Here is a 25,443-nt window from a genome sequence, read left to right on the forward strand (position 1 = left end):
TAGGGTGGAGTTGCGCTTTTGCCCATGCGGCTAGCCCCACCACCTGGCCTCCTCCTTGGCAGGGGTGCCGAGCGCCCCTTCCTTGACCTAGTGGAGATCCAAACAACAACCAGGAACCAAGACAGGAAGCGGGTCCGTCTGGATTGGCGGGCATCAGTGAATAACCAAAAAAGAGGCGGCCCCGGGCCGCCTCTGCTGTCTTGGCTGGCAGGTTAAACCAGCTTACCGTGACATTGCTTGTACTTCTTGCCGGAGCCACAGGGGCAGGGATCGTTGCGCCCCACCTTCTGCTCGTCCCGCACGAAGGGACGCGCCTCATCATCAGCAGGCTCAGCCTCATCGGCCAGGGCGTTCTCCGCGGCATGGGTGTACTGATGCGGCACCGCCTCGGCCTGACGCCGACGCTGCTCTTCCAGGGCATCCACATCCCGCTCCTGCACCTGCACCCGGCACAGAATGCTCACCACGTCCCGCTTCAGGGTCTCCAGCATCTGAGTAAACAGCTCGAAGGATTCGCGCTTGTACTCCTGCTTGGGGTTCTTCTGGGCATAACCGCGCAGATGGATCCCCTGGCGCAGGTGATCCATGGCGGCCAGGTGTTCCTTCCACAGGTTGTCCAGGGTCTGCAGCATCACGGACTTCTCGAACTGGCGCATCACAGGGGTACCCACCAGCTCTTCCTTGTGGCGGTAGGCGGCCTCGGCCTCGGCGACGATCCGCTCCCGCAGGGACTCCTCGTACAGCTTGTCATCCTCGGCCAGCCATTGGGCGATGGGCAGCGCCAGGGCGAAGTCACGCTTCAGGCGCTGTTCCAGACCAGGGATGTCCCAGCTCTCGTCCAGGGACTGAGGCGTGATGTACTCGTCGATCATGCCGTTGAGCACATCGCCACGGATGAGGTGCATGGTGTCGGAGATGTCGCCGCTGTCCAGTAGCTCATTGCGCTGTTCGTAGACCACCTTACGCTGGTCGTTGGCCACATCGTCGAACTCCAGCAGGTTCTTACGGATATCGAAGTTGCGCCCTTCCACCTTGCGCTGGGCATTCTCGATGGCCCGGCTCACCCAGGGGTGCTCTATGGCCTCACCGTACTCCATGCCCAGCTTCTTCATCATGCCGGTGACCCGATCCGAGGCGAAGATCCGCATCAGGCTGTCTTCCATGGAGAGGTAGAAGCGGGAAGAGCCCGGGTCACCCTGACGACCGGAACGACCGCGCAGCTGGTTGTCGATACGGCGGGATTCGTGACGTTCGGTACCTATGATGTGCAGGCCACCGGCGGCGATCACCTCGTCGTGACGCTGTTTCCAGGCCACCTTGATGGCCTCGATTTGCTCCGGAGTCGGCGACGCCAGCTTGTCGACCTCGGCCTGCCAGTTGCCCCCCAGCACGATATCGGTACCCCGACCGGCCATGTTGGTGGCGATGGTCACGGCACCGGGCTGACCGGCCTGGGCGACGATGTCGGCTTCCTTGGCGTGGAACTTGGCGTTCAGCACCTGATGCTGGATGCCCTGCTTGGTCAGCACGTTGGAGATCCGCTCGGAGTTTTCGATGGAGATGGTACCCACCAGCACGGGGCGCCCCTCGGCCACCCGATTGCGGATATCCTCAATGATGGCGGCGTACTTCTCTTCCTCGGTGAGGTAGACCAGATCCCCCGCGTCGTTGCGGACCATGGGCCGGTTGGTGGGCAGCACCACGGTCTCCAGACCATAGATCTGCTGGAATTCGTAGGCCTCGGTATCGGCGGTCCCGGTCATGCCCGCCAGCTTGTCGTACAGGCGGAAGTAGTTCTGGAAGGTGATGGAGGCCAGGGTCTGGTTCTCGTTCTGGATCTTGACCCCTTCCTTGGCTTCGATGGCCTGGTGCAGCCCCTCGGACCAGCGGCGACCCGCCATGGTCCGGCCGGTGTGTTCATCGACGATGACGATCTCGCCATCCTTGACGATGTAGTCCACGTCCTTCTCAAACAGGGTGTGAGCCCGCAAGGCGGCGTTCACGTGGTGCAGCAGGGTGATGTTGCCGGCGGAGAACAGGGAGTCCTCCTGGGCCAGCATGCCATTGTCCTTGAGCAGCTGCTCGATATATTCCTGGCCATTTTCGGTCAGCAGGGCCTGACGGGCCTTCTCGTCCACCGTGTAGTGACCATCGCCGCGGTACTCTTCGCTGTCTTCCTTGTCCTGCTTCTGCAACAGGGGGATCAGCTTGTTCATCTTGATATAGAGATCCGAGCTGTCCTCGGCGGCGCCGGAGATGATGAGCGGGGTGCGGGCCTCATCGATGAGCACGGAATCCACTTCGTCCACCAGGGCGTAGTAGAGGGGGCGCTGCACCCGCTGATCCGGCGAGAAGGCCATGTTGTCACGCAGGTAGTCGAAGCCGAACTCGTTGTTGGTGCCGTAGGTGATGTCCGCGGCATAGGCCTGCTGCTTCTCCAGGTGCCCCATGCCCGGCACGTTGCAATCCACGGTGAGGCCCAGGAATTCAAACAGCGGCCGGTTCCACTCGGCGTCACGGCGGGCCAGGTAGTCGTTGACCGTGACGATATGCACGCCGCGCCCGGTCAGACCGTTCAGATACGCCGGCAGGGTGGCGGTGAGGGTCTTACCTTCACCCGTCTTCATCTCGGCGATGCGGTTGCTGTTAAGCACCATGCCGCCCATCAGCTGCACGTCGAAGTGACGCATGCCAAATACCCGCTTGGAGGCTTCCCGCACCGTGGCGAACGCCTCGGGCAACAGCTGCTCCAGGGTTTCCCCCTGCTCCAGCCGCTGGCGGAACTCCACCGTCTTGGCCTTGAGCTCCTCATCGCTCATCGCGTCGAACTGGGGTTCCATTGCGTTGATTTGCTTGACGATCTTGCGCAACTGCTTGAGGGTGCGGTCATTGCGACTGCCCACAATCTTGGTAAAAATTTTCGTAATCATGCCAAAGCAACTCTCAGAGTATTTCTAATTCAAATTCTTGCGTCGGGATCGGGCGCCAGAAAGGATCCAATGTGACACGGGCGCCCGGCACAGCCAGGTCGGTAGCGCACACCTGCATATCGCTCGCCGCGGTGGAGAACCCATCATCCGGGTTGAAGGTGAAAACGAGGGCCAACCTGGCCCATAGCCTCACACCGGCGTCGTATCTTACCCCATAGCGGCAGCCAGGACGGTGTCCACGCCGTGCCCAATGATGGAAAGCAAACGGAAATCACATAACTTGACCTAGATGGAGGCCGGCACGGGGAAATTCAAGGGAGCCAGGCCCGATCCCGCCCTCACAGCGTCAGGACAACCCACAGCCTAACACAAGCCATGTTGCATTTGTCATCACCCCATAAAGCAAAAAGGCACCGGGGCGGAGATCCGGTGCCTTTTTATCCAGCATTATGCGGCTGAGCCGCTGAGCATCATGCCAGGGCCAGTTGTGTGTCCATGTAACGGATGGGCGAACGGGCGCGTTCGGTCTCGAAAGTGACCAGTTCCCAGGCTTCGGCGTCGGCCAGCAGGGTACGCAGCAGCAGGTTGTTCACCGCGTGCCCCGTCTTGTAGGCGCGGAACTCACCCAGGATGCTGTGGTTGCACATGTAGAGGTCACCCACGGCGTCCAGCAGCTTGTGCTTGACGAACTCGTCCTCGTAACGCAGCCCTTCCTCGTTCAGCACGCGGTACTCATCCAGCACCACGGCGTTCTCCAGGCTGCCACCCAGGGCCAGGTTCTGGGAATGCAGGTACTCGATATCCTTCATGAAGCCGAAGGTCCGGGCACGACTGATTTCCTTGAGGAAACGGCTGCCGGAGAAGTCCATCACCAGATGCTGGTTCTGACCATCGAACACCGGATGACGGAAGTCGATCTGCAGATCCATGCGGAAGCCCTTGTCATAGGGCAGGAACTCGGCCCACTTATCGCCATCCTCTACCCGCACCGGCTTCTTGATGCGCAGGAACTGCTTGGCGGTGGACTGTTCGTCGATGCCACCGGATTGCAGCAGATAGAGGAAAGGATGGGCACTGCCGTCCATCACAGGGATCTCGGGGGCATCCACCTCGATAAACAGATTGTCGATGCCCAGTGCGGCCAGGGCGGCGGACAAATGCTCCACGGTGGCAACACGGATGCCGGCTTCGTTCACCAAAGCGGTGCACAGCATGGTGTCACGCACCAGGCCAGCCTGGGCCTTGATCGCCACGGCCGGTGCCAGATCGGTGCGCACATAGACGATGCCCGTGTTGACGGGGGCCGGACGGAAGGTCAGGGAGACCTTGCGACCCGAGTGCAGCCCAACGCCGGTAGCATGAACGCTTTTCTTGAGTGTTCTCTGTTTTATCATAGGGTTACCTCAATCAGCCAGGAGGTCGGACCATCCCAGGGCGCGCATGGTAACACAACTGTAGCCTAATGGCTAATCAGTCTCAATAGACGAACTTAGTCCGCCTGCTTACGCAGGAAGGCCGGAATATCCAGGTAATCCGGTTCGCTGCGGGTCGGTACCGGCTCGGCATTCACCGCCGTCTGGGACGGACGATCTTCGAAGCGCGGCAGCGGATTGTCGAACGGACGCGTCCGCGGTTGCTCTGTCTTCTGGGCGGTCTTCACCAGGGTGATTTCCGGCTTGCGCTCGTTGCCAATCCCGGTGGCCACCACGGTCACCCGCAGTTCGTCTTCCAGGTTCGGGTCGATGACGGCCCCCACCACCACGGTGGCATTTTCGGAGGCAAAGGCCTTGACCGCGTTACCGACGGTCTCGAACTCCTCCATGGTCACGTCCATGCCGGCGGTGATGTTCACCAGTATGCCCCGGGCACCGGCCAGATCCACGTCTTCCAGCAGCGGGCTGGAGATGGCCTTCTCGGCGGCCTCTTCGGCTCTGTCATCCCCCCGGGCGATGCCGGTCCCCATCATGGCGGTGCCCATCTCACGCATCACGGTGCGCACGTCGGCAAAGTCGACGTTGATGAGGCCAGGACGGGTGATCAGCTCGGCGATCCCCTGCACGGCGCCCAGCAGCACGTCGTTGGCGGCCTTGAAGGCATCCAGCAGGCTGACGCCACGGCCCAGCACCTTCAGCAGCTTGTCGTTGGGGATGGTGATCAGGGAGTCCACATGCTTGGACAGCTCGTCGATCCCCTGCAGGGCGAAGCTCATGCGCTTCTTGCCCTCGAAGTTGAACGGCTTGGTCACCACGGCCACGGTCAGGATACCCAGCTCCTTGGCCACCTCGGCCACCACGGGCGCGGCGCCGGTGCCGGTGCCACCGCCCATGCCGGCGGCGATGAACACCATGTCGGAACCTTCCAGCATCTGCCGGATGTCATCACGGTTTTCCAGGGCCGCCTCACGGCCTATGTCCGGGTTGGCCCCCGCCCCCAGCCCCTTGGTGATGTTGCCACCAATCTGGACCGTGGACTCGGCACCCGAGTTGCGCAGCGCCTGGGCATCGGTATTGATGGCGATGAAGTGCACGCCTTCGATGCTCTGACGAACCATGTGCTCGACGGCATTACCACCGCCGCCCCCGACCCCGATCACTTTGATGACGGCGTCGTCTCCTTGGCTTCCTACCGGTTCAAACGTAAACATGATTTTTTCTCCGCACTGTTTTTGCTGTCATCGCAAAAATTAAAATTCGCCCCGTAACCAGGTGCTCAGCCGCTTGAACAGGCCGCCCACGCTGGTCTTCACCGATGCATCGCGGATGCCCATCCCCTGATGCATCTTGCCGTACTGCAGCAGACCCACGGCGGTGGAAAACGCCGGTGCCTGCACGTAATCCGTCAGGCCCCGCACGTTCATGGGTTCCCCCACCCGGACCTGGCTTTGGAAAATTTGTTCGGCGCACTCGACGATACCCTCGATCTGCGCCGCACCGCCGGTGAGTACCACGCCGGCGGCCAGTTGATGCTTGACCCCCTGGGCGCGCAATTCGTTCTGCACCCGTTGCAGCTCATCGTGCACCATGCCCAAGAGCTCGCTGTAGCGAGGCTCGATCACCTCCGCCAGAGTTTGTCTTTGCAAACTACGGGCCGGACGACCGCCCACGCTGGGCACCTCTATGGTGTCTTCCTTGCTGACCAGGCGGCCCAAGGCACAGCCATAGCGCACCTTGATGGCCTCGGCATCCACCGGCGGCGTGCCGAAGGCGTAGGCGATGTCGCTGGTGACCGCATTGCCGGCATAGGGGATCACCTTGGTGAAACGCAGGGCGCCGCCGGTAAACACCGCCAGGTCCATGGTCCCGCCACCGATGTCCACCACACAGACCCCCAGCTCCTTCTCGTCCTCGGTCAGTACCGCGTAGCTGGAGGCCAGGGCCGAGAAGATCAACTGATCCACCTTGAGCCCCACCCGCTCCACGCATTTCTCTATGTTGCGGGCCATGTCGTTGTGGCAGGTGATCAGGTGCACCTTGGCACCCATGCGCACCCCGGACAGGCCGATGGGGTTCTTGATCCCCTCCTGGTAATCGATGGAGTACTCCTGGGGCAGCACGTGCAACACCCTGTGCTCCTCGGGCAGGCGCACCGACTTGGCGGTGTGGATGACGTTGTCCACGTCCTCCTGGGTCACCTCCTCCTCGGAGATGGGCACCATGCCCTTCTCGTTGCGGCACTCGATGTGCCGGCCGGAGATCCCCAAAAACACGGTGGAGATATGGCAATCGGCCATCATCTCCGCCTCGTCCACCGCGCGCTGCAGGGATTTGACCACGGACTCCAGATCGTTGACGCCGCCCTTGTCCATGCCGCGGGCGGCATGGGTGCCCAGGCCAACGATGTTGATCTCCCCATCTGGCAACACTTCACCGACCAGCACGGCCACCTTGGTGGTGCCGATATCGAGTCCGACGATCAGATTTCTATCTGTGGTCTTGGTCATTACCAGTCCCTTCGCTCGCTTTCCAACCCACCGCGACCCCGGTGTCGTAACGCAGGTCGATGTATGCCATCTTCTCCCGCTCCTCCAACAAGGGGTACACGTCAATAAACCGCTGCAGACGGGCCAGGGTATCGCCACGTCCCAGCTTGAGACGCGGCCCGTCGGCCAGCTGCACTTCCCAGGCGTGGCGCTCCGTCAGATGCAGCGCCGCCACCTTGTAACCATTGAGCCCCAGCAACCGCTGGAACTGCTGATACTGATCCCACACCCGATCCGCCATGGTGTCCGGCCCCGACAGGGTCACCAGGGGCTGCTTGAGCCGCTCCAGGGGCGCCGTGAAGATGTCCCCCCGATCACTCAGCAGCCGATCCTCGCCCCAGTGGGCCCGCGGCGTCTTCTCCACCACGTAGACGTACAGCAGGGCCGGCCACCGCTTGCGCACCGACACCCTGTGCACCCAGGGCAGGCCTTCGATCCGTTGCTGCACCTCGTTCACATCCAGGGTGAAGAAGTTGTTTAGCGCCGGGTCATCCTGCAGGGCGGCCCTGACATCCTCCCGGGTGACATACTCCAGCTCCCCCTGCACCACTAGGCCGCTCACCGGCACCAGATCCTGTTCGAACAAGCCCCGATGCACATCCAAGCCGGCGCGGGAGAGGCCAAACACCACGGCGGCAAAAAACAGCAGCCCGAACAGGAACTCACCTCGGGTGCGCGGCGACATCTGTTCCATTTAGGGTCTCATCGCTGCATGTGGCAGCCGCCAATCAAAATCCAATGCCATCGCGCCAGACATCACCTATAAATCGCCCCTGCGGGCAAGTGGGCCATTATAGCCAGCCCCATCCACAGGACAAAACCGCCAACCCGGCCCGAAACGCGAAAATTTGCGCTTTATCCACAGCCTGGGGGGCAGATTTTCACCGCCGTTACACCTGGGCCTTCATCTTGTCGCAATCCAGCTGCAACTGGGCCAGCTGGCGACACAGGGCGCCCACGTTACCGGCCCCCTGGGTCAGCACCATGTCGCCGTCGGCCACCAGCTCGGCCAGCACCGCCGGCACCTCCGCCGGGGTGGCGACAAACACCGGATCCAATTGACCTCGCTGCCGAATGGAGCGGCACAGGGCACGGCCGTCGGCCCCGGGGATGGGATCCTCGCCGGCGGCATACACATCCAGCAGGATCAAGGCATCCACCTTGGACAGCACCTCGGCGAAGTCGTCGTACAGATCCCGGGTGCGGGTGTAACGGTGGGGCTGGAAGATCATCACCAGGCGCTTCTCCGGCCAGCCGGCCCGCACCGCGTTGATGGTGGCCCGCACCTCGCTGGGATGGTGGCCGTAATCGTCCACCAGCATGGCCTTGCCACGCCCGGTCTCAAACTCGCCATACTGCTGGAAGCGGCGCCCCACCCCTTCGAAGCGGGCCAGGGCCGCGACTATGGCCCCATCCTCGATGCCATCTTCGCTGGCCACCGCAATGGCGGCGGCGGCATTGAGGGCATTATGCCTGCCAGGAAGATTCAATTGAACCGGAAGCACAGAGCCATCCGGCCGTCTGACGCGAAAACGGCTGTGATTGCCTTCCTGCACGAAGTCCAGCACCTGCAGATCCGCCTCGTCGCTATAGCCATAGGTGAGGCAGGCGCGGCCGATCTCCGGCAGCATGCCCTTGATCACGGGATCATCCACACAGACCACCGCCAGGCCGTAGAACGGCAGGTTGTGCAGGAACTCCAGGAAGGTGGCCCGCAGCTTGCTGAAGTCGCCACCATAGGTGTCCATGTGGTCCGCCTCGATATTGGTGACGATGGAGACCATGGGCTGCAGGTGCAGGAAGGAGGCGTCGCTCTCGTCCGCCTCGGCGATCAGATAGCGTCCCATGCCCAGCCGGGCATTGGTGCCGGCACTGTTGAGCAGGCCGCCGATGACGAAGGTCGGATCCCGACCGGCCTCGGCATAGATGCTGGCCACCAGGCTGGTGGTGGTGGTCTTGCCGTGGGTGCCGGCGATGGCGATGCCGTGGCGATAGCGCATCAGCTCCGCCAGCATCTCGGCCCGGCGCACCAGCGGGATGCGCAGCTCATGGGCGGCCTGAATTTCCGGGTTGTCGCCGTGGATGGCGGTGGAGACCACCACCACGCTGGCGCCCTTGACCTGGGCCGCCTGGTGGCCGATGAAGATGGTGGCGCCCAGGGAAGCCAGCCGCTCGGTCACGGCGTTGCTGGCGATGTCGGAGCCGCTGATCTCATAGCCCTCGTTGGCCAGCACCTCGGCGATGCCCCCCATGCCGGCGCCACCGATGCCGATGAAGTGAATGCGGCGCACCCGGCGCATCTCCGGGATCATGGTTCTGAGTTTGGCCAGTTCTACCTTTGTCATGCTAACGCTCAATCCTGTTGCTCTCGCCGGTCACTTGCCGGCAGATGCTGGTCACCCTGGCTGTCGCATCCAGGATGGCCGCTTCCCGCGCCAGCCGGCCCATCTGGACCAGCTGCGCCCGATTCTCGTCCCACTGCCGCACCTGGGCCGCCAGCCCCTCGGCGGTCAAGGTCGCCTGAGGCATCAGCACAGCCGCACCGCGCTCGGTGAGGCTGCGGGCATTGTGGGTCTGGTGATCGTCCACCGCATGGGGCAGTGGCACGAAGATGGCCGGCAATCCGGCGGCCGCCAGCTCGGCCACCGTCAGGGCGCCGGCCCGGCAGATCACCAGATCCGCCCAGCCGTAGGCCTCGGCCATGTCCTGGATAAACTCGCTCACCACCACGTCCTGCCGGCCGGCCTGGTCGTAGGCGGCACGCACCGCCTCGGCATGACCCCGCCCGGCCTGATGACGCACCGTCACCGGCAGTGGCGCCAGGGCGCCGGGCACCCGCTCGTTGAGCGGCCGCGCGCCGAGACTCCCCCCCAGGATCAGCACCCGCAAAGGCCGATCCAGCACCGGCTGATAGTCGCGGGTCGCCCCCACCGCCATCACCTCGGCCCGCACCGGGTTGCCCACCACCAGCGTCTTGGCGGACTCGGGGAAAGCGCCGGCGAAACCCTGCAGCACAAAGCGGGAGAGCCGGGCCAGCAAGCGGTTGGTCATGCCGGCGGCGGCGTTCTGCTCATGAATGAGCAGCGGCTTGCCACACAGCCAGGCGGCCAGGCCGCCGGGGCCGGCGGCAAAGCCCCCCATGCCCATCACCAGATCCGGCTGCAGCCGGCGGATCACCCGGCGCGCCTGCCACACGGCCTTGATGATGCGAAACGGCGCCGCCAGCAGCCGCTTGAGTCCATTGCCCCGCACCCCCTGGATGTCGATGAAGTGGATGGGATAGCCATGGGCCGGCACCAGCTGGGCCTCCATGCGATCAGCGGTGCCCAGCCAGTGGATCTGCCAGCCAGCCTGCTGCAGCTCGTGGGCCACCGCCAGTCCGGGGAACACATGGCCCCCGGTACCGCCCGCCATCACCAGCAGGGTCTTACTCATGCTTCCACCTTCAGTCGCGCCTGGTTATCCGCCAGGCGCTGCTCATAATCGATCCGCAGCAGCACAGCCACGCCTATGCCCATGGCGATGAGGCTGGAGCCGCCGTAGCTCACCAGGGGCAGGGTCAACCCCTTGGTGGGCAGCATGCCGGCGGCCGCCCCCACGTTTACCACCGTCTGAAAACTGAACCAGATACCGATCCCCGAGGCCAGGTAGCCGGCAAACAGCTTGCCCTGCTTGAGGGCCGCCCGGCCGATCTGCAGCGCCTTCAACGCCAGGGCCAGCTGCAACGCCAGCACCACCAGGATGCCGAAGAAGCCCAACTCCTCCCCCAGAATGGCCACCACGAAGTCGGTGTGGGCCTCCGGCAGGTATTCGAGCTTCTGCACCGAGTTGCCCAGCCCCTGGCCCCAGAAGCCACCGCGACCGAAGGCCATCAGGGACTGGGTCAGCTGGTAGCCGCTGCCGAAGGGATCCGCCCAGGGGTCGAGGAAGGAGGTCACCCGCCGCATCCGGTAGGGCTCGAACAGGATCAGGGCCACCAGGGCCGCCACCCCCATGAGGATCATGGCGATGAACTGGAACAATCGGGCGCCGCCGATAAACAGCAGCCCCAGGGTGGTGACGAACAGCACCACCACGGAACCCAGATCCGGCTGGGCCAGCAGCAGGGCGGAGAGGCAGAACACCACCGCCAATGGCTTGATGAAGCCCATCCACTGGGCCCGCACCTCGTCGCTGCGCCGCACCAGATAACCCGCCATGTAGGTGATCACCACGAACTTGGCGATCTCCGCCGGCTGCAGGTTCAGCGGGCCGAAACCGATCCAGCGCTTGGCGCCGTTGACGCTGTGGCCCACCGCCAGGGTGGCCAGCAGCAGCAGCAAGGAGAGCAGCAACAGGGGGCCACTCCACTCCTGCCACTGCTTCACCGGGATCTGCAGGCAGCCGACGCCGATGAGCAGGCACACCAGCAGGAACACCAGGTGCCGCTTGACGAAGAAGAAGGCGTCGTTGCGCAGGGAGAGGCCTTCGGTGATGGAGGCCGAGGCCACCATCACCAGGCCAAACAGCATCAGGCTGACCACCAGCACCAGCAGCTGCCGATCATAGGCACTGGGCCGGCTGGGCATCAGCCAGTCCCAGGTGATCGTGCTGAGGTGCTTGAGCCAGCTCATAGGGCCTCCACCAGCTCGGCGAAGCAATCGCCCCGCTGCTCGAAGTTCTTGAACTGATCCAGGCTGGCGCAGGCCGGCGCCAGCAGCACCCAATCACCGGGCACCGCCAGCTCGGCGGCGCGGGCCACCGCGGCGGCCAGATCCGCCACCTGCTCGGTCTGGGGACCCAGGCCGGCCAGCAGGGCGCCATCCTGGCCATAGCAGAACATGTGATGCACCTGATGGCCCAGCAGGGCGCCCACCGGGGCGAAATCCTGCCCCTTGCCCTGGCCGCCGGCGATGAGCCACAGCCGACCCTGGACGCCTTCCAGCACGCCGGCCACCGCCGCCAGGGTGGAGCCCACGTTGGTGGCCTTGGAATCATTGACCCAGCGCACGCCGCCCTTCTCGGCGACGAACTGGCAGCGGTGCGGCAGGCCGGTGAAGCGGCGCAGCACCGCCAACTGGGCGGCGCGGGGGATGCCCACGGCGTCGCTCAACGCCATGGCCGCCAGGGCGTTGGCCTGGTTATGGGCGCCGACGATCTTGAGATCGCTCACCGGCAGCACGGGCTCACCGGCCACCGCCAGCTGCAACTCGCCATCCAGCATGACCCGGCCATAGGCCGCCGCATCCAGGCCGAAGGAGCACCAGACATCACCGTCAGGCGGCAGGGTGGCGACATCGTCCCGGTTCACCAGCCTCTTCTGCGCCCCCAGGAACACCCGCTGCTTGGCGGCCAGGTAACCGGCCATGCCGTCGTAGCGATCCAGGTGATCCTCGCTGAGGTTCAAGATGGTGGCCACTGCTGGCTTGAGGCTGAAGGTGGTCTCCAGCTGGAAGCTGGAGAGCTCCAGCACATAGAGATCCGCCGGCGTCTTGAGCAAGTCCAGGGCCGGGGTACCGATATTGCCCCCCACCCCTACGCGCCATCCCGCCTCGGCGGCCATCTCCCCCACCAGCGTGGTGACGGTACTCTTGCCATTGGAGCCTGTGATGGCCACCACGGGGGCCTGGGCCTCCCGGGCCAGCAGCTCGATGTCACCGATGATCTCCACCCCGGCCTCGGCGGCGGCGCGCAGGGCCGGCGTTGCCAGGGGGATGCCGGGGCTGGCCACGATAAGGTCGGCCTGGCACAGCAGGGCGGCATCCAGCGGACCGCTGATGAGGGGCACCTGGGACGGCAGGGCGTCGCGGCCCGGGGGCTGCGCCCGGGTATCCAGCACGGTCGGGATCTGGCCACGGGCGAGGAAGTACGCCACGCAGGAGAGCCCCGTCTTACCCAGTCCTATGATGACAACCTTGGCCATGTGCATGTCCTTATCTCAACTTCAGGGTTACCAGACCCACCAGCACCAGCACCAGTGTGATGATCCAGAAGCGGACGATCACCCGCGGCTCCGGCCAGCCCTTGAGTTCGTAGTGGTGGTGGATGGGCGCCATGCGGAAGATGCGCTGACCCCGCAGCTTGAAGGAGCCCACCTGCAGGATCACCGAGACGGTCTCCATCACGAAGACGCCGCCCATGATCACCAGCAGGAACTCCTGGCGCAGCAGCACGGCGATGACCCCCAGCAGGGCCCCCAGGGCCAGGGAACCCACGTCCCCCATGAACACCTGGGCCGGGTAGGTGTTGAACCAGAGGAAGCCCAGCCCAGCCCCGACGATGGCGGTACAGACCACCACCAGCTCGGAGGCATGCACCACATAGGGGATGTGCAGGTAATTGGCGAAGTTGACGTTGCCGGTGGCCCAGGCCACCAGGGCGAAGCCCGCCGCCACCATGACGGTGGGCATGATGGCCAAGCCATCCAGACCGTCGGTGAGGTTCACCGCGTTGGAGGCCCCGACGATGGCGAAATAGACCAGGGGGATGAACAGCAGCCCCAGCACCGGCATGAAGCCCTTGAAGAAGGGCACCACCAGCTGGGTCTGGGCATCAGAGGTGGCGGTGGCAAACAGGAAGATGCCCACCGCCAGGGCGGCGGCGGACTGCCAGAAGTACTTCCAGCGGGCGATGAGGCCCTTGGTGTCCTTGCGCACCACCTTGCGGTAGTCATCCACGAAGCCGATGGCGCCAAAGGCCACCAGCACGAACAGCACCACCCAAACATAGGGGTTGGAGAGCTTGGCCCACAGCAGCACTGAGACGGCGATGGCGAAGAGGATCATCACCCCGCCCATGGTGGGGGTGCCGCGCTTGCTGAAATGGGACTCGGGACCGTCATGGCGCACCACCTGACCGATCTGCAGCAGCTGCAGGCGGCGGATCACGTGGGGGCCCACCCACAGGGCGATGCCCAGGGCGGTGAGGATGGCCATGATGGCGCGGAAGGTCAGGTAACCCACCACGTTGAACAAAGAGATATAGGGCGTAAGTGCCTCGGCCAGCCAGACTAGCATGCCCGCTCCTTCAATTGCTTCATGAACTCGACGACCTCTTCCATGCGGGAGCTGCGTGCCCCCTTGGCCAAGAGGGTCAACTGGGATTGTTGTTCTGCGAGGTCGGCCAGGGCCTGGCACAGGCTCGCCTTGTCGGCGAAGTGCCGGCCACCGGCCGCCTCGGCGGTGTGGGCCGACAAGGGGCCCACCGTCAGCACGGCATCCAGGCCCCGGGCCTTGGCATGTTCCCCCACCTGGCGGTGCAGGCTGGCCGCATCCTGGCCCAGCTCACCCATGTCACCGAAGGCCAGCACCCGGTAGCCCGGCAGGCCGGCCAGCAGATCGATGGCCGCCAGCACGGACTGCACGCTGGCGTTGTAGGTGTCGTCGATCAGGGTCAGCCCCGGCAACTGGGTCATGCAGGTACGGCCCTTCACCGGCACCATCTGCACCAGGCCTTGGGCGATCTCGTCCAGGGAGAGCCCAAACGCCTGGGTGGCCGCGGCGGCGGCCAGGGCATTGGCCACGTTATGCCGGCCCGGCAGCACCAGTTGGATGTCGACCTCCCCCAGGGGGCAGACCAGGGTGAAGCTGGCCCGGCCCAGGGCGTCCAGCCGGATGTCCCGCGCCTGGTAGTCCGCCACCGGGTTGGTCAGGCCGAAGCTCGTCAGGTAGGGCAGGTCGTGTTGCCAGTAGTCGAAGAACTCGCTGTCGGCGTTGACGATGGCCATGCCCTTATCCGGCAGGCCGGTGAAGATCTCCGACTTGGCCATGGCCACGCCGTGCAGGGAGCCGAAGCCTTCGAGGTGCGCCGCCGCCACGTTGTTGATCAGGGCCACATGCGGCCTGGCCAGGCTGGTGGTCCAGGCGATCTCGCCCGGGTGGTTGGCCCCCAGCTCCATCACCGCATAGCGGTGGTCGGCGGTGAGCCGCAGCAGGGTCAGGGGCACGCCAATCTCGTTGTTCAGGTTGCCCTGGGTGGCCAGCACCTCGCCCCGCTGGGCCAGGATGGCGGCGCACATCTCCTTGACCGTGGTCTTGCCACAGCTGCCGGTGATGGCCAGCACCTTGGGATGCAGGCGCTCACGCACCAGGCGGCCCAAGAGCCCCAGGGCGTAGCGGGTGTCTTCCACCAGCAGTTGCGGGCAGGCCAGCTCCGGCTGCCGCCGGGAGACCAGGAGGGCGCCGGCCCCCCCGGCCACCACCTGGGCGCAGAAGTCATGACCGTCAAACTTGTCCCCCGTCAGGGCGACAAACAGGCAACCCGGCGTCAGCTTGCGGCTATCGGTGGTCACGCTGTGGATGGTGAGGTCGTCCCCCACCAGGGTGGCCTCCAGGGCCTCGGCGATCTCCTGTAGACGCAAGGGGATCATGACCGCACCTCCAACAGCTGACGGACGGTATCACGGTCGCTATACGGCATCTTTTGCTTTCCGATAATCTGATAGTCTTCGTGTCCCTTGCCAGCCACCAGCACGAGATCGCCGGCGGCGGCTTCGCCCAAGGCCAGACGGATGGCCTCGACGCGGGAGTGGATCACCCGGGCCGCCTCTGGGCGCTGCAGGCCTGCCTGCATCTGCGCCATTATGATGGCCGGCTCCTCGGTTCTGGGATTGTCATCGGTGAGGATCAGCCGATCGCTCAGCCGTTCGCCGATGGCCGCCATCAGGGGGCGCTTGCCGTTGTCCCTATCGCCGCCACAGCCCACCAGGCACCAGAGGCGTCCGCGGCAATGCAGCCGGGCCGCCAGCAGGGCCTGCTCCAGGCCATCCGGGGTATGGGCATAATCCACCACCACCAGGGGCTGGCTGCCGCCGCCGAAACACTCCATGCGGCCGGTCACCGGGCTCAGCTGCGGCGCCGTGGCCAGCAGGGCCTTGAGGTCATAACCCAGCACCAGCAGACAGCCCAGGGCCCCCAGCAGGTTGGCGACGTTAAAACGTCCCAGCAAGGGCGCGGATAATACACCATTCCCCCAGGAGGAAGTAATCCGCGCAGTGAGTCCTCGCTCACTGAATTCGGCAGACACCGCCTTCAGGTAGCGACGGCCCGCCTCCGGCTGCCAGTCCCCCATGCCGAAGGCCACCGCCGCCGGCATCTGGGCCAACCAGCGGGCCCCCACGGCGTCATCCTGGTTGATCACGCTGTCGTGGGGGGCGGCCTGGCTGAACAGCTGGCGCTTGGCGGCCTCGTAGCTGGCCATGTCGCCGTGATAGTCCAGATGATCCCGGCTCAGGTTGGTGAACAACGCCACGGAGAAGGGCAGGGCCGCCACGCGGTGCTGCACCAGGCCGTGGGAGGAGACCTCCATGGCCACCAGATCCGCCCCCTGACCCAGCAGATCCGCCAGGGTCTGCTGGATGGCCAGGGCGCTGGCGGTGGTGTTCTCGCTGGGGGTGAGCTGGCCGAACAGGCCATTGCCCAGGGTGCCCATGACTCCGGCGGTACCGCCCAACAGGCTGCGCCACTGGGCGATGAGCTGGGTGGTGGTGCTCTTGCCGTTGGTGCCGGTCACCCCCACCAGCTGCAGCTGACGGGCGGGCTCGCCATAGAAGCGGCCGGCGAGGGCGCTGAGCTTGCGCGGCAGATCCGCCAGGGCCAGCTGGGGCACCGCCTGGGGCGCCGGCTCGAAGTCGTCCCCCCCTTCAAACAACACGGCCGCGGCGCCACGGGCCACGGCATCGGGGATGAAGCGGCGACCGTCCAGCTGGTGGCCCTTCAAGGCAATAAACAGATCGCCGGGCTGTACCGCCCGGCTGTCGAGAGTGAGCCGACGCAGCGGCAAAGCCGGGGCGACCAGCGCAAATGGCTTGAGCAGTTCGTCAAGTGTGAGGGACAACTTTAACCTCCTGACGGGCAAGACTGACCCGTTCCCCTGCCGTCTCCGGCAGGGCGTCGGGCGGGACATTATACAGTTGCAGGGCCGCGGACATCACCTCGGCAAAGGTCGGGCCCGCCACGGAGCCGCCGTAGTAGGCGTCCCCCTTGGGTTCGTTGATCACCACCACCATGACGAAGCGCGGGTTGGAGACGGGGGCCAGGCCGACGAAGGTCCCCACATAGTCGTTGCCATAGCCGCCGGCCACCGCCACCTTGGCGGTCCCCGTCTTGCCCGCCACCCGGTAGCCGGGCACCTCGGCCTTGGTGCCGGTACCACCGCGTTCCACCACGGACTCCAGGCTCAGCACCACCTGCTCGGCGATGGTCGGATCGATCACCTGCTCACCGGCCGGCGCCTGATTCACCTTGAGGATGGTCACCGGCTTGCGTACCCCACGGCGGGCCAGGGTGGCGTAGGCGGCGGCCAGCTGCAGCGGGGTGATCCGCAGGCCGTAGCCGAAGCCCAGGGTGGCCCGCTCGATATCGGACCAGCGGGTGCGCAACGGTAGCATGCCGCCGCTCTCGCCGATGAGCCCGGTGCCGGGCTCCAGGCCCAGGCCGAACAGGGTCAGGGTGTCCAGTATGTCCTGGGGCTGCATGCGCAGGGCTATGTGGGCCATGCCGATGTTGGAGGAGTATTTGAGGATGTCCGCCAGGGTGCCCTGGTTCATCTTGTGGCTGTCGGTGACCCGCTTGCCACCGATGCTGAAGCTGCGGGTGTCCAAGACCTCGGTCCAATTCACCGCCTTGTGGCTCAGGGCGCTCACCGCCACCAGGGGTTTCAAGGTGGAGCCCGGCTCATAGGTGTCGGTCAGGGCGCGGTTGCGGGCGCGAAAGCCCTGGTACTGGCCCCGGTTGTTGGGGTTGTAGGAGGGGGAGTTGGCCATGGCCAGCACCTCGCCCGTGGTCACATCCAGCAGCACCAATGAGCCGGAGGTGGCCTTGTTCAGCTCGGTGGCGTATTTCAAGGAACGGTAGGCCAGGGACTGCAGCCGCTGATCTATGCTCAGCTGCAGATTGTTGGCCTTCTTGCCCTCCTTGACCAGGCCCATCTCCTCGATGACCCGGCCATTGCGATCCTTGCGCACCTTGCGCTCGGCCGGCGAGCCGCTAAGCCACTGGTTGTAGGTGCGCTCCACCCCTTCGATGCCGGCGCCGTCTATGTTGGTCATGCCCACCATGTGGGCGCTGATCTCCCCGGCGGGGTAGTAACGACGGGACTCCTGCCGCAGGAACACCCCGGGCAGGCGCAGCTTGTTGATGTAGTCGGCCACCGAGCTGGTCACCTGGCGCTGCAGGTAGACGAAGCGGCGCTTGGGGTTGGCGATCCGGCCGGTGAGATCCGCCATCTCCAGCCCCAGCACGTCGGCCAGGGCCTGCCAGGCCCGCTGGTTGTCCAGGCTGCCTGAGTCATGGACCTGCTTGGGATCCGCCCACACCGCCACCACGGGCACAGATACCGCCAGCTCCTCGCCGTTGCGGTCCAGAATCATGCCGCGGGCTTCCGGGTCGGCTGTGGTGCGCAGGGAGCGCAGATCCCCCTCATGGCGCAGCCGATCCGGCTCGATCACCTGGATCCAGGCAGCCCTCGCCACCAGGCCGAAGAAGGCCAGGCCAATGAACAGCAAGAGGGCACCAAACCGCCAGGCGGCCAGGGTGGGTGCGGATTTCTTCACTTTCGCTTTCATGGCAAGTTGACGATGCGTTCCTTCAAGGGGGAAGGCCGCTGCATCTGCAGCCGCTCCCGTGCTATTTCGCTGACCCGGGAATGCTCGGCCAGCGCGTTCTGCTCCAGCAGCAGGTGACGCCACTCGATATCAAACTGATCCCGCTCATCCAACAGCTCGTTCTGGCTGGAGGTCAGGCCGCGGGTCATGTTGGTCACCACGATCACCGTCATGGCCGAGGCCAGGATCGACAACAGCAGCAACAGCTGAAACTTGTGCCGGCCCAGATCCCGGCCTATCTCCCAGGCCAACCCCTCCCGTGAACTCATGCGTCCTGCTCCGGCAGCCGTTCGGCCACCCGCAACACGGAACTGCGGGAGCGGGGGTTGCGGGCCACCTCGTCATCGGAGGGCATGATGGCCCGGCCCACGGACTTGAGCTTGCGGCCAACCGCCAGCTGGGCCTCGGTGAGCGGCAGGCCATGGGGCACTTCGGGACCCTTTTCATGCCGGCGAATAAACTGTTTGACGATGCGGTCTTCCAGGGAGTGGAAGCTGATCACCGCCAGGCGGCCCGCCGGCGCCAGCACCGTCAAGGCCCCTTCCAGTGCCCGCTCCACCTCTTCCAGCTCGGAGTTGATGTAGATGCGGATGGCCTGGAAGCTGCGGGTGGCCGCGTGCTTGTGCTTCTCCCGGGAGGGGCTGACCCGGGCTATCATCTCCGCCAGCTGGCGGGTGCGGGTGAAGGGGGTCTGCCCCCGATCGTGGACGATGGCCCGGGCAATCTTGCGGGCGAACTTCTCTTCGCCGAAGGTCTTCAGCACCCAGGCGATGTCTTCTTCTTCGGCTTTGGCCAGCCAGTCGGCGGCGCTGATGCCGCTGGTGGGATCCATGCGCATGTCCAGCGGGCCGTCCTTCATGAAGCTAAAGCCCCGCTCGGCATCGTCCAGCTGGGGCGAGGAGACCCCCAGATCCAGCAGCAGGCCGTCCACTTGGCCGGTGAGGCCACGGTCGGCCAGGTAACCGGCCAAGCCGGAGAAGGCCCCCGGGATGATCTCGAAGCGCGGATCCTCGATCTGCCGGGCGGTGGCGATGGCCAGAGGATCCCGGTCGATGGCCAGCAGGCGCCCCTGGGGCCCCAGCCGGGAAAGAATGAGCCGGGAGTGGCCGCCCCGCCCGAAGGTGCCGTCCACGTAGACGCCGTCGGGGCGGATCGCCAACCCCGCCACGGCTTCTTCCAACAGGACGGTCACGTGTGAAAATTGCTGTTCCATGGTTACAGTGAGAAATCCCGTAGTCGTTCGGAGCTAGTTGTGTCGGCGTCGGGCAAGGCCGAGAGATCGTCCGCCACCTGCTGCAGCCAGCGGGCCTCGCTCCAGAGTTCAAATTTATTCAGCTGCCCCACCAGCATCACCTGCTTGTCCAGCCCGGCGTGCTGGCGCAGGGGGGCCGACAGCAGCACCCGGCCGTTGCCATCCAGCTCGCATTCACTGGCATAGCCCAGCAGCAGGCGCTGCAGACGGCGCTCCGCCGGCTGCATGCTGGAGAGGGCCTTGAGTTTCTTCTCGATCTCTTCCCATTCGGGCAGGGGATAAAGCAGCAGACAGGGATGGTTGATGTCGATGGTGCACACCAGCTGGCCGTCGCACTCTTCGCGCAGCCAGTCTCGAAACTTGGTCGGAATCGCCAAGCGCCCCTTACCGTCCAGGGCGATGGCGTGAGCCCCACGCAGCATGCCGTTGCATCCCCACTTGATCTACAAATCGCCACTAATCACCACTTTTCCCCACGCAAGAGTGTAAGGAGGGCCCTAGGCCAATGCAAGGGAACCAGACCCGCCGAGGGCGCCTTTTTCGCGGCATGAATGAACCCCTGCACTAAAAGGCACCGAATTTCAGCGCTATACAAAAAATAACCAATCCGCCGTAATGGGATCCCGCTCACTCTTGCTCCCACCGGGGAGGCCAGCCGGCGCCCCAATGGCTAAAATAGAAACCCGTCGGCCCGCTGTGTGGCCGGCCCTCAGACCGCCAGAGAGAACAAGATGTCCCTGACCCGTCCCCTGTTGTTTACCAGCGCCCTGCTGCTGATGCCCTTGGGCCTGCTGGCCAAGCCCCTGCAGATCTACAGCGAGGAGTGGGAGGGCTTTACCGCCACCGACGGCAGCGGTCTCTACCTGGATCTGGTGCGCGAGATCTACCAGCCCCTGGGTTACCAGCTGAACATCCATATCGTCCCTTACAAGCGCTCATTGGACATGGTCCGCCACGGCGGCGGCGACCTGGCCCTGGGGGTCTACGAGCAGGAGGTGGACGATCTGCGCTATCCCCGCTACGCCATGTTTGCCGATGACGTCTCCGTGCTGATGCAGGACAAATGGGCCGCCGCCTGGCAGGGCGAGCAGAGCCTCAGCGACCAGCGCGTGCTCTGGCAACGGGGCTGGGGCTACGAGAAGTACATCCGGGTGCCCATGCAATGGTTCGAGGTGGATGACCACGACAAGGCCATGGAACTGCTGAATCATGAGCGCTACCGCTACTACCTGGGGGCCGGGGTGCTGTTCGAGCAGAGCCCCCAGCCCGGCTATCGCATCAAGTTTCTGCGCTGGCTGCGGGTCTATCCGGTGTTCTCCCAGACCCTGCGGGGCGAGGAGCTGGCCCACCAGTGGGACGAAGGCATGCTGCGCCTGCTCAAGCGTGGCCGGGTCGCCAAGCTGTTCGAGCTACATCACATGACCCAGTACTACCCCTCGGTGGCCAGCCAGTAGCCCAACGCAACAAGGCGCCCGAAGGCGCCTTGTGCAGGAAAAAAGGGAGTGGGTCTGTAAGCCGGGTTCTGTATCCGGGTTGCCCCGGTGACAATCATTCCTCTAGGCCAGCCATCGCTGACTGGCTCAAGCAACCTACCCGCCTCCAGCGCGGGCCGCGCCAATGGAAGCCTATTTGGTCTTGCTCCGGGTGGAGTTTACCGTGCCACGGACTGTTGCCAGCCGCGCGGTGCGCTCTTACCGCACCCTTTCACCCTTACCTGATCCCTTGCGGGCCATCGGCGGTCTACTCTCTGTTGCACTGGTCGTGGGCTCACGCCCCCCAGGCGTTACCTGGCACCCTGCCCTATGGAGCCCGGACTTTCCTCCCCCCTGCCCGTCTACCCGAAGGCACAACGACATGGCGGCGATTGTCCGACCCACTCCGGCGGCGGATTATACGGACTCTCCCGCCTCGTCGCAATCCGCCTGATCCAGCGCCCATTTGTACAGGGCATTTTTCTTCACCCCGTGGATCTCGGCAGTCAAGGCGGCTGCCTTCTTCAGCGGCAACTCCCGCTGCAGCAGGGTCAGGGTACGCAGGGCCTCGCTGGGCAGGGCATCGGGATCCGGCTTGGCCCCCGCCACCATCAGCACTATCTCGCCCCGGCAGCGGTTCTCATCCCCCGCCAGCCAGTCCACCATCTCGGTGGCCGGCAGGCTGTAGAAGGACTCGAAGGTCTTGGTCAGCTCCCGGGCCACCACCAGGGGGCGGGGGCCATACAGGCGGGCGATGGCCCCCACCGTCTCCAGCAGACGACGGGGCGACTCGTAGAACACCAGGGTGCGGGGCTCGTCGATCAGGGACTGCAGGCGATCATCCCGCGCCTTCTCCTTGGCGGGCAGGAAGCCCTCGAAGGCGAAGCGATCCGTGGGCAGGCCGGCGGCGCTCAGCGCCGTGACGGCGGCACAGGGACCGGGCAGGGGCACCACATTGACCCCCGCCTCCCGGCAGCGGGTCACCAGGTGATAGCCGGGATCGCTGATGAGCGGGGTGCCGGCATCGGACACCAGGGCCACGTTTTGCCCCTGGCGGATCTTGTCGATCAGCAGCTCGGCCCGCTGCTGCTCGTTATGATCGTGCAGGGCCAGCAAGGGCACCTGGATCTGCAGATGGCTGAGCAGTATGCCGGTGTGGCGGGTGTCTTCCGCCGCCACCAGATCCACTCTCCCCAACACCTCGACGGCCCGCTGAGTGATGTCACCCAGGTTGCCGATGGGGGTGGGCACTATGTAAAGACAGCAGGATTCTGTCATCTGCATACCTCATCAGGATTTGTGTCGCAAAATTGACCCGTTTACACTAGGGCCCACTGACAGATCCCCAAAATAAAGAACAGAGGAATCACCTTGAGCCGGGTCACGAAACGTCACAGCCTACCACAAATCCTGCTGGCCAGCCTGCTCGCCCTCCTGCTGGCCGCCTGTGCCAGCGGCTCGGGCAGCTCCCAGATCAGCCCCCAGGCGGCGCCGCCGGCCTTTTCCGACCTCACCCAGGATGCCAACTGGTATCTGGCTCAGGTGGCCCAATCCGGCCCGGCGGATCGCTTCGCCTGGCAGGTGCTGGCCAGCCGCAGCCTGATCCAGGCCGGGGATCTGCAACAGGCCCAGGCCATACTGCAGCAGTTGGACAAGGAAGCCTTCACCCCCAGACTGCGCAGCCAGTACAAGCTGTTGCAGGCCACCCTGCTGCAGCGCCAGGCCGACGCCGCCTCGGCCCTGGTGGCCCTGGCGGATCTGGATCTGCGCCCCCTGGACGCCACCACCCTGGCCTATCACCACAGGCTCAAGGCCCAGCTGCTGCTGGATAACGGCGACAAGCTGGCGGCGGTGCAGAGCCTGTCGGCCCTGGATGCCCTGCTGCCTGCCGACCAGCAGGATGCCAACCGCCAGCAGATCTGGCAGTTGCTGCAGGGCTACAATGCCGAGACCCTGCGGGCCTACGAGGAGAAGCCGGCGCCGGATACCGCCAGCGGCTGGTTCGAGCTGGCCGCCCTGGTGAGCGAGCTGGGTGCTCAGCCCGACGCCCTCACCCAGGCCCTGCAATCTTGGCAACAGGCCTATCCCAACCATCCCGGCCTGGCCCTGTGGCAGAACCATGCCAATGACAAGCAGCCGCTCGACATCAAGGATCAGGGCCAGGGCAGCTATACCCCCAGCCGGATCGCCGTGTTCCTGCCCCTGAGCGGCAACCTGGCCAACCACGGCAACACACTGCGCAACGGCATCATGGTGGGCTACAAGGAGGCCGGCCTGCAGGCCGATCTGCGCTTCTACGACTCCGCCGCCCAGCCCATGGACAAGCTCTATCAGCAGGCGGTGACCGATGGCGCCCAGTTCATCATTGGTCCCTTGCTCAAGAGCGAGCTCACCAGCCTGCTGGCCCTGGATCCCCAGATCCCGCTGCTGGCGCTGAACGAGCCGGATCAGGTGGGCTACCACGCCGATCGCTTCTTCTTCTCCCTCTCCCCGGAAGGGGACGCCAAGGAGGTCGCCCGCCGCATTCAGGCCGAGGGGCATGTTGCTCCCCTGCTGGTGCTGCCGGCCGGCACCCTGGGCCAACGCACCTATGACGCCTTCAACCAGGAGTGGCAGGGCCTCACCGGCGGCCAGGCCAAGGTGGCCTGGATGAACAGCCGGGCACAGATGCAGGACAGCCTGGGCGAGGCACTGGGGGTCCGCAGCCGCAACGGCAAGGCCGTGGCCGGTAACGCCAGCGGTGCGGTGACCCAGGCCGACACAGATGCCATCTTCATGCTGGCCAGCCCCATCGAGGCCACCACCATCCGCTCCTATGTGGAATACGTGCTGGATCCCCGAGCCACCCGCCCCGCCTACTACCTGGGCCCCAAGAGCAACGTGCAGGATCGGGTGGATCTGGCGCGGGAACTGAACGGCGTGGAGCTGGGGGACATGCCCTGGATGCTGGGCCAGTACGGCAGCCTGCGGGAGCAGGTGGCCAGCCTGTTGCCGCCGGACGGTGGCGAGCTGCTGCGCTTCTATGCCCTGGGGGTGGATGCCATCAAGCTGCTGCCGCACCTGGCCGATCTCAACCAGGATCACAGCAGCCAGCTGGCCGGCCTGTGCGGTGGCCTAAGCCTGAACGACAACGGCGTGGTGGAACGCCACCTGAGCTGGGGCAAGTATGACAATGGCGAACTGGTGGGCGAGGCTGCGTCAGGGGCTGCTCCAGCGATGGGCAGCGACCCCGCCGCCCAGCCCGATGCCGAACAGCAAGCCGACGCCGATGAGCTCGAACTCCTGTCCCAGTAAGGGCACGGAGTACGAAGACAAAGCGGCACAGCATCTGCTAGCCCATGGGCTGGCGCTGGTGTGCCGCAACTATCACTGTCGCCAGGGGGAAATTGACCTTATCCTGCGGCAGGATAAGATGCTGGTGTTTGTGGAAGTCCGCTACCGGCAGAACCGGCGACACGGCGGCGCCTTGGCGTCCGTCACCCCACAGAAGCAGCAAAAAATCCGCCTCACGGCGCAACATTATCTGGCTGCTCAACATCTTAACGAATCCAGGCAGGCCTGCCGCTTCGACGTCGTCGCCTTTGAGGGCGATGAAGTGTTGTGGCTGCCCAACGCCTTCTAGAGGAATCCGGGTGGATCGCATCAAAGAGAACTTTACCGAGAGCATTCAGACCAAGATCGCCGCCGCCGAGGCGCTGCAGGAGTCTATCCAGACCGCGGCCCAGATGCTCACCATCTGCCTGCTGAACGGCAACAAGATCTTGAGCTGCGGCAACGGCAGCGGCGCGGCCCTGGCCCAGCTGTTTGCCAGCCAGATGCTCAACCGCTTCGAGACCGAGCGCCCCTCCCTGCCGGCCTTCTGCCTCAATGGCGACACAGTCACCCTCAGCGCCGTGGCCAACGACTACGGCTATGACGACGCCTATGCCAAGCAGATCCGCGCCCTGGGGCACAGTGGCGACATACTGCTGGTGATCGACAGCACCCCCCACTGTCGCAGCCTGATCAAGGCGGCGGAGGCCGCCCTGTCCCGGGACATGACCATCATAGCCCTCACCGGCGGCGATGGCGGCGAGATGGCCGGCCTGCTGGGCCCCAGCGACGTGGAGGTGCGCGTGCCCTCCACCCGGCCGCCCCGCATCCTGGAGGTCCATCTGCTGACCCTGCATTGCCTGAGCGATCTCATCGATCGCACCCTGTTTCCCCAATAGGCCCCCAGGGCCAAGACC

21 protein-coding genes and 1 other RNA gene are annotated in these 25,443 nt (G+C 65.0%); 4 read left to right on the plus strand and 18 right to left on the minus strand.

Features of this window, described 5'->3' with window-relative positions; genetic code table 11:
- Nucleotides 1-212: 212 nt before the first annotated feature.
- From secA to mraZ, 16 genes are all read right to left on the minus strand, one after another.
- Nucleotides 213-2,930, minus strand: coding sequence for a preprotein translocase subunit SecA (secA, locus tag ABHF91_RS15345; protein ID WP_409421118.1), 2,718 nt, complete (start codon nucleotides 2,928-2,930; stop codon nucleotides 213-215).
- Nucleotides 2,931-3,400: 470 nt separating this feature from the next.
- On the minus strand, nucleotides 3,401-4,324 hold the full coding sequence (lpxC, locus tag ABHF91_RS15350) for a UDP-3-O-acyl-N-acetylglucosamine deacetylase (protein WP_409421119.1): 924 nt from the start codon (nucleotides 4,322-4,324) through the stop codon (nucleotides 3,401-3,403).
- A 95-nt stretch (nucleotides 4,325-4,419) separates the two neighbouring features.
- Nucleotides 4,420-5,574, minus strand: coding sequence for a cell division protein FtsZ (ftsZ, locus tag ABHF91_RS15355; protein WP_409421120.1), 1,155 nt, complete (start codon nucleotides 5,572-5,574; stop codon nucleotides 4,420-4,422).
- A 39-nt stretch (nucleotides 5,575-5,613) separates the two neighbouring features.
- A complete protein-coding gene (ftsA, locus tag ABHF91_RS15360) occupies nucleotides 5,614-6,870 on the minus strand; it encodes a cell division protein FtsA (RefSeq protein WP_409421121.1) in 1,257 nt (418 codons plus the stop codon).
- Nucleotides 6,851-7,603 (minus strand): cell division protein FtsQ/DivIB, encoded by a 753-nt coding sequence (locus ABHF91_RS15365; protein ID WP_409421122.1) that lies wholly within the window; start codon nucleotides 7,601-7,603, stop codon nucleotides 6,851-6,853. Before ABHF91_RS15365 ends, ftsA begins: the two co-directional genes overlap by 20 nt.
- Before the next feature lie 196 nt (nucleotides 7,604-7,799).
- The gene (murC, locus tag ABHF91_RS15370) at nucleotides 7,800-9,254 is read right to left on the minus strand and encodes a UDP-N-acetylmuramate--L-alanine ligase (protein WP_409421123.1); all 1,455 of its coding nucleotides are present in this window, start codon (nucleotides 9,252-9,254) and stop codon (nucleotides 7,800-7,802) included.
- A 1-nt stretch (nucleotide 9,255) separates the two neighbouring features.
- Complete coding sequence (murG, locus tag ABHF91_RS15375) at nucleotides 9,256-10,344, minus strand: undecaprenyldiphospho-muramoylpentapeptide beta-N-acetylglucosaminyltransferase (protein ID WP_409421124.1); 1,089 nt, start codon at nucleotides 10,342-10,344, stop codon at nucleotides 9,256-9,258.
- Nucleotides 10,341-11,522 (minus strand): cell division protein FtsW, encoded by a 1,182-nt coding sequence (gene ftsW, locus ABHF91_RS15380; RefSeq protein ID WP_409421125.1) that lies wholly within the window; start codon nucleotides 11,520-11,522, stop codon nucleotides 10,341-10,343. The genes murG and ftsW overlap by 4 nt, the downstream gene beginning before the upstream one ends.
- On the minus strand, nucleotides 11,519-12,811 hold the full coding sequence (murD, locus tag ABHF91_RS15385) for a UDP-N-acetylmuramoyl-L-alanine--D-glutamate ligase (protein ID WP_409421126.1): 1,293 nt from the start codon (nucleotides 12,809-12,811) through the stop codon (nucleotides 11,519-11,521). Before murD ends, ftsW begins: the two co-directional genes overlap by 4 nt.
- A gap of 10 nt (nucleotides 12,812-12,821) precedes the next feature.
- Nucleotides 12,822-13,904, minus strand: coding sequence for a phospho-N-acetylmuramoyl-pentapeptide-transferase (mraY, locus tag ABHF91_RS15390; protein ID WP_409421127.1), 1,083 nt, complete (start codon nucleotides 13,902-13,904; stop codon nucleotides 12,822-12,824).
- Nucleotides 13,898-15,256 (minus strand): UDP-N-acetylmuramoyl-tripeptide--D-alanyl-D-alanine ligase, encoded by a 1,359-nt coding sequence (gene murF / locus ABHF91_RS15395; RefSeq protein ID WP_409421128.1) that lies wholly within the window; start codon nucleotides 15,254-15,256, stop codon nucleotides 13,898-13,900. The genes mraY and murF overlap by 7 nt, the downstream gene beginning before the upstream one ends.
- Complete coding sequence (gene murE / locus ABHF91_RS15400; protein WP_409421129.1) at nucleotides 15,253-16,722, minus strand: UDP-N-acetylmuramoyl-L-alanyl-D-glutamate--2,6-diaminopimelate ligase; 1,470 nt, start codon at nucleotides 16,720-16,722, stop codon at nucleotides 15,253-15,255. The genes murF and murE overlap by 4 nt, the downstream gene beginning before the upstream one ends.
- On the minus strand, nucleotides 16,706-18,451 hold the full coding sequence (locus tag ABHF91_RS15405) for a penicillin-binding transpeptidase domain-containing protein (protein ID WP_409421130.1): 1,746 nt from the start codon (nucleotides 18,449-18,451) through the stop codon (nucleotides 16,706-16,708). The genes murE and ABHF91_RS15405 overlap by 17 nt, the downstream gene beginning before the upstream one ends.
- Nucleotides 18,448-18,759 carry a cell division protein FtsL gene (gene ftsL / locus ABHF91_RS15410; protein WP_409421131.1) on the minus strand — a complete coding sequence of 104 codons (312 nt, stop codon included), beginning with the start codon at nucleotides 18,757-18,759 and terminating at the stop codon, nucleotides 18,448-18,450. Before ftsL ends, ABHF91_RS15405 begins: the two co-directional genes overlap by 4 nt.
- Nucleotides 18,756-19,703 (minus strand): 16S rRNA (cytosine(1402)-N(4))-methyltransferase RsmH, encoded by a 948-nt coding sequence (gene rsmH, locus ABHF91_RS15415; RefSeq protein WP_409421132.1) that lies wholly within the window; start codon nucleotides 19,701-19,703, stop codon nucleotides 18,756-18,758. The genes ftsL and rsmH overlap by 4 nt, the downstream gene beginning before the upstream one ends.
- 2 nt (nucleotides 19,704-19,705) lie before the next feature.
- Nucleotides 19,706-20,164: a division/cell wall cluster transcriptional repressor MraZ gene (gene mraZ / locus ABHF91_RS15420; protein ID WP_409421133.1), complete on the minus strand. Its 459-nt coding sequence runs from the start codon at nucleotides 20,162-20,164 to the stop codon at nucleotides 19,706-19,708.
- Nucleotides 20,165-20,473: 309 nt separating this feature from the next.
- Here mraZ and ABHF91_RS15425 point away from each other — a divergent pair, with 309 nt between their 5' ends.
- The gene (locus tag ABHF91_RS15425; protein WP_409421134.1) at nucleotides 20,474-21,196 is read left to right on the plus strand and encodes a substrate-binding periplasmic protein; all 723 of its coding nucleotides are present in this window, start codon (nucleotides 20,474-20,476) and stop codon (nucleotides 21,194-21,196) included.
- Between the two features lie 41 nt (nucleotides 21,197-21,237).
- On the opposite strand, the gene rnpB is transcribed toward ABHF91_RS15425, so the two are convergent.
- Nucleotides 21,238-21,622: RNase P RNA component class A (rnpB, locus tag ABHF91_RS15430), an RNA gene on the minus strand.
- A gap of 9 nt (nucleotides 21,623-21,631) precedes the next feature.
- Nucleotides 21,632-22,492, minus strand: a complete 861-nt coding sequence (gene rsmI, locus ABHF91_RS15435) for a 16S rRNA (cytidine(1402)-2'-O)-methyltransferase (RefSeq protein WP_409421135.1) — start codon at nucleotides 22,490-22,492, stop codon at nucleotides 21,632-21,634.
- Between the two features lie 93 nt (nucleotides 22,493-22,585).
- Here rsmI and ABHF91_RS15440 point away from each other — a divergent pair, with 93 nt between their 5' ends.
- The 3 genes from ABHF91_RS15440 to ABHF91_RS15450 are packed head-to-tail and all read left to right on the plus strand — an operon-like array spanning nucleotide 22,586 to nucleotide 25,425.
- Nucleotides 22,586-24,508 carry a penicillin-binding protein activator gene (locus ABHF91_RS15440; RefSeq protein ID WP_409421136.1) on the plus strand — a complete coding sequence of 641 codons (1,923 nt, stop codon included), beginning with the start codon at nucleotides 22,586-22,588 and terminating at the stop codon, nucleotides 24,506-24,508.
- The gene (locus ABHF91_RS15445) at nucleotides 24,483-24,836 is read left to right on the plus strand and encodes a YraN family protein (RefSeq protein WP_409421137.1); all 354 of its coding nucleotides are present in this window, start codon (nucleotides 24,483-24,485) and stop codon (nucleotides 24,834-24,836) included. Before ABHF91_RS15440 ends, ABHF91_RS15445 begins: the two co-directional genes overlap by 26 nt.
- A complete protein-coding gene (locus ABHF91_RS15450; RefSeq protein WP_409421138.1) occupies nucleotides 24,805-25,425 on the plus strand; it encodes an SIS domain-containing protein in 621 nt (206 codons plus the stop codon). The genes ABHF91_RS15445 and ABHF91_RS15450 overlap by 32 nt, the downstream gene beginning before the upstream one ends.
- The last annotated feature ends 18 nt before the right edge of the window (nucleotides 25,426-25,443 follow it).

This window comes from Pseudaeromonas aegiceratis, from assembly GCF_046254905.1.
GTDB lineage: Bacteria > Pseudomonadota > Gammaproteobacteria > Enterobacterales > Aeromonadaceae > Pseudaeromonas > Pseudaeromonas aegiceratis.